The sequence below is a fragment of the Silvanigrella sp. genome (assembly GCF_044369315.1).
Taxonomy (GTDB): Bacteria; Bdellovibrionota_B; Oligoflexia; order Silvanigrellales; family Silvanigrellaceae; genus Silvanigrella.
The window spans coordinates 1-8,114 of sequence record NZ_JBIPMD010000154.1 but is presented as its reverse complement, the minus strand read 5'-3'; the positions used below and the strand labels follow the sequence as shown (position 1 = coordinate 8,114).

Below are 8,114 nucleotides of genomic sequence, written 5' to 3'. Positions count from 1 at the left end.
ATACAAGAAAGTCGGCTTTTTTAACTTATTGGAACTTTGTTAAAGATAATGAAGAAAAGTATCAAGAAATATTTGAAAATCTTTTAATAAATCGAAAAAAACAAGCTGCATGTGTTCAAGCAGAAGACTATACCGATATTGCTTTTGCAGAACTTGGTCGAATGGACTATGGGAAAGAAGATTGTGCTGAATTTAGAAATTCAATTTATCATGAAGTTATTCCTGTTATAAAAGAATTATCTAATCGTCAAAAAGAATCTTTAAAATCGGATTGCATTGCCCCATGGGATATCTCTATTTGGCCAGATCTCATGCCAGAAAAACTTCCTGCAAATGGAAACTTAAATCATTTAATTTCTTCAATGCAAAATATTACCTCTAAAATACATCCTTCTTTTGGCAAATTATTTAACGAAATGAGGAAACATAATTTAATTGATATTGCTCCAAGAAAAGGAAAAGCTCCAGGTGCTTTTTGTGTTACTTTTCAGGAAAGTGGTTACCCTTTTGTTTTTGCAAATTTTGGCGGAAATTTTAGAGATGCAATGACTTTTATGCATGAGTTTGGTCATGCCATTCATGGTTATGCTGTTTCAAATATTGATAATGTGTTATTGCGCCATCCTGGTTTTGAATTTTGTGAAGTAGCAAGCATTGGCTTAGAGCTTTTAGCAAGTCCTTTTTATTCTGATCTGTGGGTTAATAAAAAGGATTCTAATAAAGCGTTATCTTTTCAACTTTTTCATATGCTTAATTTTTGGCCATTTATGGCTATGATGGATGAATGGCAACATAAAATATATTCTTCTAAAGAAATTCCAACTGCAGAACAAAGAAATAAAATTTGGCGAGACGTTTCTAAAAAATATAGGCCACAAGTTAATTGGGATGGCTATGATGATATTGAAGAACTTGGGTGGTTAAGTCGTCCTCATATTTTCACCTCCCCTTTTTATTATATTGATTATGGAATAGCTCAGTCAGGAGCTTTGCAGTTATGGAAAAAAAGCAAAAACAATTATAATCAAGCTGTCTTAAATTATATTTCAGGATTGAGTCTTGGCTCGCAAAAGTCATTACAAGGTTTGTTTGAAGCAACAGGATTGAAATTCGATTTTGGAAGAAAAAGTTTAAAAGATCTTTGTCATGAAATACAAATGGAAATTATAAAAATTTGTGGTGAGTAATATTAAATTCATAAATTTATATTAAGAATGCCATTACAATGGCTTTTATTTCTCTTTTAACTTGTATAATGCGAATGTTTTTTCCATTGGAGATATTAGGAATCATCATCGGTTTTTTTTAAAGGGAATTTTCTTGGCTTGGAAACTTTATATCATTCAAACAAAATCAGGAAAGCTTTATACAGGAATTACAACAAATTTAGAGCGGCGTTTTAAAGAGCATTGCTCAAGTAAGAAAGGTGCTTCTTTTTTTAACTTTTCAGAACCCGATGTGATTTTGTATCAAGAGAGTCATGTAAATCGATCGGAAGCTTCAAAGAGAGAGTGTCAAATCAAAAAAATGACCAGACAAGAGAAATTAAATTTAATATTACAAAGCCAAATGAAAAGAACTTAAAAATTTTCTTTAACTATAATATGCAATAGGAAACAGCAAAATCACAACAATAAGAAGTGCTTTCATAAATTTAAGCGTTTCTTCTTATTGTAATTGAGTGTTCTTTTTCTTGTGGAAAATAGCGAACACATTCTAATGAAAAACAATTTACTGGAGTTAAAGTGTTCCATTATTATAAAACGAAATAATTAAGATTGCTGTTAGGAATTATTCGTCCTCATCGTCATAATCATCATCGTCGTCATCATCATCGTCATAATCATCATCGTCGTCATCATAATCGTCGTCATCATATTCATCGTCTTCGTCTAACTCATCATCATATTCTTCATCTTCATCATAATCATCATAGTCATCTTCATCATCGTCAAAGTCATCTTCGTCATCATCGTATTCGTCTTCGTCTTCGAAGTCTTCGTCATCATCATCAAAGTCTTCATCTTCTTCTTCAGCTTCCGCTGCTTTGCCCATATCAAGGGGGGGCATAGATTGTTTAAAAAATTGCTCATTGCTGTTTTTAGCGAAAAGAACCATCAGAACCTCCAGAAATAGATCAAAAATTGTGTCACTTATATATACTTTATTTTAAAAAGCAACTGAGATGTAACCTAAGATTACATACTACAAAAAAATGTAATCAAATCTTTATTCCCAGTGCAAGATCTAGATTCATTTTTATGCTGATTTAAAAAAAATCTCCTTTCGCATTCGTAATTTCTAGTCTACAGAAACAATTTGAATTTCTGTAGCGAGCTTTTTTAGTTTTTGAATGTGATCTTTTTCAAGTAGATCTTTTTCTTTTTGAAGAAATCCTTGAGTTTTTTCTTTTGTATTGATTTCAGACAAAGATATGGATTTGTTTAACGGCCGAGATGTATTATCTGATTTTGAGTGAATGTCTTGGCCCGTATTGTATTTTTGAAAGCTTTGAATAACGCTTTTTTGTGTATTGGGAGCTATTGTTTCCGGTATTGGTTTTTTTAATGTATTTAAATGTGTAGAAACCTTTTTAATTTTTTCTTTTTGCATGTTGTGAAGAGGTGGTTTTGGAGTGTAATGCCCTTTAAATTCAGCATTTTGACATTGTATTTCTATAATACTTTCCCAAAAATATTGCAGGTCAATCTCATTAAAAGATAAATAAGTTTCATTTTCAGGAGCGTCTGAAAAATGAATACAGTTTTTATTGAAAGCTTCCATTTTTGCGAATCCAAGGCGCGCACCTAGTGTTTTACTTTTTTGTTCTGCTATCGAAACAAATTTTTTAAAAATTTCAAGATCTAATTGTTCATTATGCACCGAAGTACTTTTGGGTATTGTTAAATTTGTTTGGTTATTTTGTTTCGTAGCGCTTATGATTTGCTCAGGTTCAGGTATTTTTTTTATATTTTGTGAATTTATTTGGGCTACCGTATTTGTTTTATGAGACATAATAGAAATAATTTCAGAGGCGGAAAGCCACTCTGCTCTTGAAATACAATCGATAACAGTAATTTCAGCCCACGCTAAACTTGCATTCGTTCTTGAAATTTCTTTGACAGAAATGGCAAGTAATCTAAATATTTCACTTATGGCTGCATGAGAAAGAGGTGTTATTGCATTACTCAAGGAATCATATTCTTTAGGAAGAAGCTGTGTTAACTTAATTGCTCGTTCTTTATTATTCAAGCTTTTAATAATCATGCCATTTCTGAAAAACTGCGCCACATTATCAATTAAGGTGGCTATGTCTAAACTGGCTGAATCGGCTTGCTTTAAAAGCTCTAAAGCTTCTCCTGTTTCTTTTTTGCAGATAGATAAAAAAATATTTTCAGCTATTTCTTCACCCTGTACACAGAGGCCTTTTTTTGTTTGTTCTGCAGAAATAAAACTATGATTACAGCTTGCTATAATTTGTTCTAAAAGGCTAAGTGCGTCACGGATAGAGCCTTTTGCTTCTCTGGCAATTAAAGTAATGGCTTCGTTTTCAAACTCTATTTTTTCTTTTTGTAAAATCTCTTTTAAATGTTGTTCTATTGTATTTGGCTCAATTTTTTTAAATGCAAAAATCATGCAGCGAGAGCGTACTGTGATTGGTACTTTATGAAGCTCTGTGGTGGCTAAAATAAAAACAACTTGAGGGGGTGGTTCTTCTAATGTCTTTAAAAGAGCATTGAATGCCCCTGTACTAAGCATATGAACTTCATCAATGATAAATATTTTATAGCGAGCGGAGTTGGGGAAAAAACGAGTGGCTTCTCGTAATTCTCGAATGCTATCCACTCCTGTGTTCGATGCCCCATCAATCTCTAAAATATCGTCATGGGCACATGCTGTAATTTGAGTGCAATGAACGCAGGTTTGGCATGGTGAAATGGTAGGCCCTTTTTCACAACAAAGTGATTTAGCTAAAATACGAGCACTCGATGTTTTTCCTGTTCCTCTTGTTCCTGTAAATAAAAAAGCATGAGGAATTTTATGATGAACCAGCATTTTTTCTATTGAGTTGGAAACAACTTCTTGACCAATTAAGCTTGAAAAACTTTGTGGTCGTGTTCGTCTTGCTAATACAACATATTCCGTCTCTTGTTTTTGTTGATTAGATTGTAAATTGTTGTCTGTAGACATACTTTGGGTACCAAATAAAAATTGGGAATAGGATACTCTTTTAGGGTGTTTAAGAATATTAAACTATCATTCTCGGATTTATGAGAAAATGATAAGCCCTAATTGTGGATCAGTATGTGAGCTTGAAATGTAAAAATCAAGAAAGTGAGACAACTGTAAAAGCGATTTCATAAAAAAAGATAAAAAAAACAACTATTAGGGGTGGCTGCTAGCTTATCTTACCTACCCTGCTAAACACCGTTGCTGTCTTCCAACTCTGGCGGATTCATTAAAAGGGCACTAAGGGCAAACAACCACCTCTGATAGTTGCTTTTAAAACATACTATAAGATAGTGGCGGAGAGAGAGGGATTCGAACCCTCGTTACGGTTTTAGCGTAAACACGATTTCCAATCGTGCTCCTTCAGCCACTCGGACATCTCTCCACTTGGAAGTAATTCCGTACCTGACACTCAAAGAAAATGCAAGTGTCTTTCCTCAAAAAAATAAAGTTCTTGACCTTATTACGAAATTGCACTATGAGCTAGCTTCCGACTCTTGTTGAGCCGTGTTTATGGCGTGGTAGCGCTTACCTAAGAACGATGTGTTTCAATAATTGAAATACTAAAAGCGTATAAGGAAATCTGTTGTGAGTAATAAAAACTATGCAGTAGTTAAGATTTTTGGCCGTCAATACAAAGTATCTGAAGGCGAAAAAATCAAAGCAAATTTCATTGATGCTGAAGTGGGCACAACAATGCCTTTTTCTGAAGTTTTAATGATTAATAAAGGTGGTCAACTTAAAATTGGTGAACCACAAATCAATGGCGCAAAAGTAACAGCAACTGTTGTTTCTCATGGCCGTGAAGATAAAATCCTTGTCTTCAAATACCTTCGTAAAAATAAGTCAAAGAAAATGCATGGCCATCGCCAAGATTTTACAACTTTGTCTATTACAAGTATTGAAGGTTAATTTTTCTTTAGTCTAAATAACTAAATGAAATTATTGGATACTTTTTCTTCTAACAAATATCTTCCAAGTTCATGGAAGTTAAATTAAGGGATTCGTACAATGGCAAGTAAAAAAGCCGGTGGTTCAACCAAAAATGGACGCGATAGCAATCCTAAATACCGTGGCGTTAAGGCTTACGGTGGGGAATCTGTAAGAGCTGGTAATATTATAGTTCGCCAAGTGGGAACTAAAATACATCCTGGTTCTAATGTAGGAATGGGGAAAGACTTTACTTTGTTTGCAAAGATTGATGGCGAAGTTAAATTCGAACACATTTCTCGCGAACGTCAATGCGTAAGCGTTTATCCTGTAGACGCAAAGGCATAAAGGTATCTGATACCTAAAATTATTTTCTAATCCTTTTTGCTAAAAGCCAAGGTGCGTTTATAGTTTCTATGCGCATCTTGGTTTTTGTTTTATGTCCTTTATTAATAAAAACAAGTTATTATAATCCTTAGTTTTTTTTTTATAAATGAGGGTAATAAGCGAATGGCTTTTCTATATTCTCAATTTTCTACTCGTTATTCTAATTCCCATGGTGGCTAAATTATGAAATTTATTGATACTGCTGAAATTAAAGTAAAAGCGGGAGATGGGGGCTTAGGCATGTCCCATTTCAGACGCGAAAAATATGTTCCTGCTGGAGGGCCTGATGGAGGCAACGGCGGGAGTGGCGGTGATGTGTATCTTGAGGCAACAAATGGATTATCTACATTACTCGATTTCCGTTACCAACGATTCTACGAAGCAGAAGCTGGTGGCAAAGGCGGAACAAATAATAAACAAGGCAGATCTGGTGATCATCTTACTCTAAAAGTTCCTTGCGGTACTGTGGCATTCGATATAGAAAGTGGCGAAATAATTGGTGAAGTTTTGTATGAAGGACACCGTTTATTGGTTGCTAAAGGTGGTAAAGGCGGAATTGGAAATACTTTATTTGTAAATTCAAGAAATCAAGCTCCAACTAAAACGATACCACCAGTAATAGGTGAGAATAGAGGAATCCGGCTTGAACTCAAAATGATTGCGGATGTAGGCATTATTGGAAGTCCAAATGCTGGGAAAAGTACTTTAATTACAGTTATATCTGCAGCAAGGCCCAAAGTAGCGGACTACCCATTTACGACCTTAGTGCCCACTTTGGGAGTAGTAAGTCATAAAGAAGCAAATCCGTTTGTAGTTGCTGATGTTCCTGGATTAATACCAGGGGCAAGCCAAGGAAAAGGATTAGGCCACGATTTTTTACGTCATATTGAAAGAACTTGTGTACTTATTCATCTAATTGATGGTAGCCAAGAGACAGCAGAGTCTATGATTTCTGACTATGATGGGATACTAGAAGAGCTTTCCCTCTATGATAAGGCTATATTAGAGCGTCCGAGGGTAACAGTTATCTCTAAGGTCGACTCTCTTGCTGGAGAAGAAATTGAGACAGTTACTAACCAAGATGCACTAAATGGATTTCGTAATTATTTGAAACTCAAGAAAACTCCTTATTTCGAAATAAGTTCTGCATTTCGCATAGGGATTACCGATCTTCTTGATAAAATAATTGAAATTTTAAGTAGCGTAAAAAAAACGGAGATATAAATCAGTGAACGGAAATGATATAAAAACAACTACTAAAATTGGTGATAAAGAGCTTTCTCACGAAGATTTAGCAATGATTGCAATTGCAGTAGCTACAGAAAAAAAGGCAGTTCGTCCCATTGTGATGGATTTAAAAGATATTGGTGCCTTCACTGAACTTTTTGCAATTGTCAGTGCTTCGAATCCAAGACAAGTATATGCGGTTGCGGAAAGTATTCGTCAGTTTTTTAAGCATAACTTGGGTGTTTCCCCTGTATCTGTAGATGGTCTTGAGTCTTGTACTTGGGTTTTAATTGATTATGGCTTTTTATTTATTCATGTTTTTCAAGAGCCTACTCGCGAGCTTTATCAGCTCGAACAGCTATGGAGCAAAGCTCATATTATTCCATTAGCAGAAGATAAATGCCAAGCTTTATATAATGAAGTTGTAGAAATTAATACTTCTTTAAAATCTAGTGAAGCTGAGTCCCTTGCAAATCAAATTTAGTGATTTTTGAATGCGTTATGTGTTTATAACTCCTTGGAAAATTCCGCAGCAGTCTTATTTATACGATTTTGTAAATGAGTTTCAAAGTCGTATCTCTAAATTTACTTCTATTACTCATATCTATCCAACCTCACCAATAAATCAAAATGAATTATATGCCTTTTATGCAAAAGAATTCAAAAAATTATCTGTAGAAAATCCTCTTTGTATCGCATTTGATGAAAATGGCAAAAATTCTTCAAGTGCAGAATTTGCTAAAAGTTTAGATCAATATGAATCAAGGGGAGAAAAAATGATTATTTTTTGTTTAGGGGGAGCTTACGGATTACCAGCAGAATTAAAATCATTAGGACGCATTCAATTAATTTCTTTATCGCAAATGACTTTTCCTCATGAATTGGCTTTCGCTGTTTTGCTTGAACAAGTTTATAGAGCTCGTTGTATATTAAGTAATCATCCTTATCATCATGGTGAAATATCATCATTGGCAAAATCGCATTTCATAAAAAATAAATCATAAAATATTTTTTAAATATTATGAAAAAAAAAATTAAGATGTTATTTCTGTTTAAATGATAAAAATTTATATTCTAATATTATATGTAATTCTTGTTTTAAAAATTTAGAAAAATTAAAATGGATCTATTGTTGCCGCTGTGGAAATGAAAATTGTTTTGGATGCGAGCAATTAAATGAATTTAATAATATAAATTGTATTTTTTCTTATTCTTCAGGTGTGTCCTACCAATAAGTGCATTTTACAAACAAAATGAATGCTAGTAAATTTTTTATAGAGAGTGGTTTTTGATTTTGTTGATGGTATCGAGATAATTCCAAGGCAACCAATCTTTTGGGT

9 protein-coding genes and 1 tRNA gene are annotated in these 8,114 nt (G+C 33.7%); 7 read left to right on the top strand and 3 right to left on the bottom strand.

What is annotated here, in order from left to right:
• Positions 1-1,187: M3 family metallopeptidase (locus ACIQ56_RS11825; protein ID WP_397601263.1), on the top strand; the 1,187-nt coding region annotated here is incomplete at its 5' end.
• Positions 1,188-1,320: 133 nt separating this feature from the next.
• A complete protein-coding gene (locus ACIQ56_RS11820) occupies positions 1,321-1,584 on the top strand; it encodes a GIY-YIG nuclease family protein (protein ID WP_397601262.1) in 264 nt (87 codons plus the stop codon).
• A 207-nt stretch (positions 1,585-1,791) separates the two neighbouring features.
• Here ACIQ56_RS11820 and ACIQ56_RS11815 read toward each other — a convergent pair whose 3' ends face one another.
• From ACIQ56_RS11815 to ACIQ56_RS11805, 3 genes are all read right to left on the bottom strand, one after another.
• Positions 1,792-2,118, bottom strand: coding sequence for a hypothetical protein (locus ACIQ56_RS11815; protein ID WP_397601261.1), 327 nt, complete (start codon positions 2,116-2,118; stop codon positions 1,792-1,794).
• A gap of 183 nt (positions 2,119-2,301) precedes the next feature.
• A complete protein-coding gene (gene dnaX, locus ACIQ56_RS11810; RefSeq protein ID WP_397601260.1) occupies positions 2,302-4,191 on the bottom strand; it encodes a DNA polymerase III subunit gamma/tau in 1,890 nt (629 codons plus the stop codon).
• A 333-nt stretch (positions 4,192-4,524) separates the two neighbouring features.
• Positions 4,525-4,615, bottom strand: a tRNA-Ser gene (locus tag ACIQ56_RS11805).
• A gap of 203 nt (positions 4,616-4,818) precedes the next feature.
• Here ACIQ56_RS11805 and rplU point away from each other — a divergent pair.
• From rplU to ACIQ56_RS11780, 5 genes are all read left to right on the top strand, one after another.
• Complete coding sequence (rplU, locus tag ACIQ56_RS11800) at positions 4,819-5,142, top strand: 50S ribosomal protein L21 (protein WP_397601259.1); 324 nt, start codon at positions 4,819-4,821, stop codon at positions 5,140-5,142.
• A 99-nt stretch (positions 5,143-5,241) separates the two neighbouring features.
• On the top strand, positions 5,242-5,508 hold the full coding sequence (rpmA, locus tag ACIQ56_RS11795) for a 50S ribosomal protein L27 (RefSeq protein ID WP_153421726.1): 267 nt from the start codon (positions 5,242-5,244) through the stop codon (positions 5,506-5,508).
• Between the two features lie 222 nt (positions 5,509-5,730).
• Positions 5,731-6,771 carry a GTPase ObgE gene (obgE, locus tag ACIQ56_RS11790; protein WP_397601258.1) on the top strand — a complete coding sequence of 347 codons (1,041 nt, stop codon included), beginning with the start codon at positions 5,731-5,733 and terminating at the stop codon, positions 6,769-6,771.
• A 4-nt stretch (positions 6,772-6,775) separates the two neighbouring features.
• Entirely contained in the window at positions 6,776-7,258 is a 483-nt protein-coding gene (rsfS, locus tag ACIQ56_RS11785; protein ID WP_397601257.1) for a ribosome silencing factor, read from the top strand.
• Positions 7,259-7,268: 10 nt separating this feature from the next.
• Complete coding sequence (locus ACIQ56_RS11780; protein ID WP_397601256.1) at positions 7,269-7,778, top strand: 23S rRNA (pseudouridine(1915)-N(3))-methyltransferase RlmH; 510 nt, start codon at positions 7,269-7,271, stop codon at positions 7,776-7,778.
• Positions 7,779-8,114 lie beyond the last annotated feature (336 nt).

Coding starts and splice junctions, on each gene's coding strand:
- dnaX (WP_397601260.1), bottom strand. CDS start 4,191: ATGTCTACAGACAACAATTTACAATCTAATCAACAAAAACAAGAGACG.
- ACIQ56_RS11780 (WP_397601256.1), top strand. CDS start 7,269: ATGCGTTATGTGTTTATAACTCCTTGGAAAATTCCGCAGCAGTCTTAT.
- ACIQ56_RS11815 (WP_397601261.1), bottom strand. CDS start 2,118: ATGGTTCTTTTCGCTAAAAACAGCAATGAGCAATTTTTTAAACAATCT.
- rpmA (WP_153421726.1), top strand. CDS start 5,242: ATGGCAAGTAAAAAAGCCGGTGGTTCAACCAAAAATGGACGCGATAGC.
- obgE (WP_397601258.1), top strand. CDS start 5,731: ATGAAATTTATTGATACTGCTGAAATTAAAGTAAAAGCGGGAGATGGG.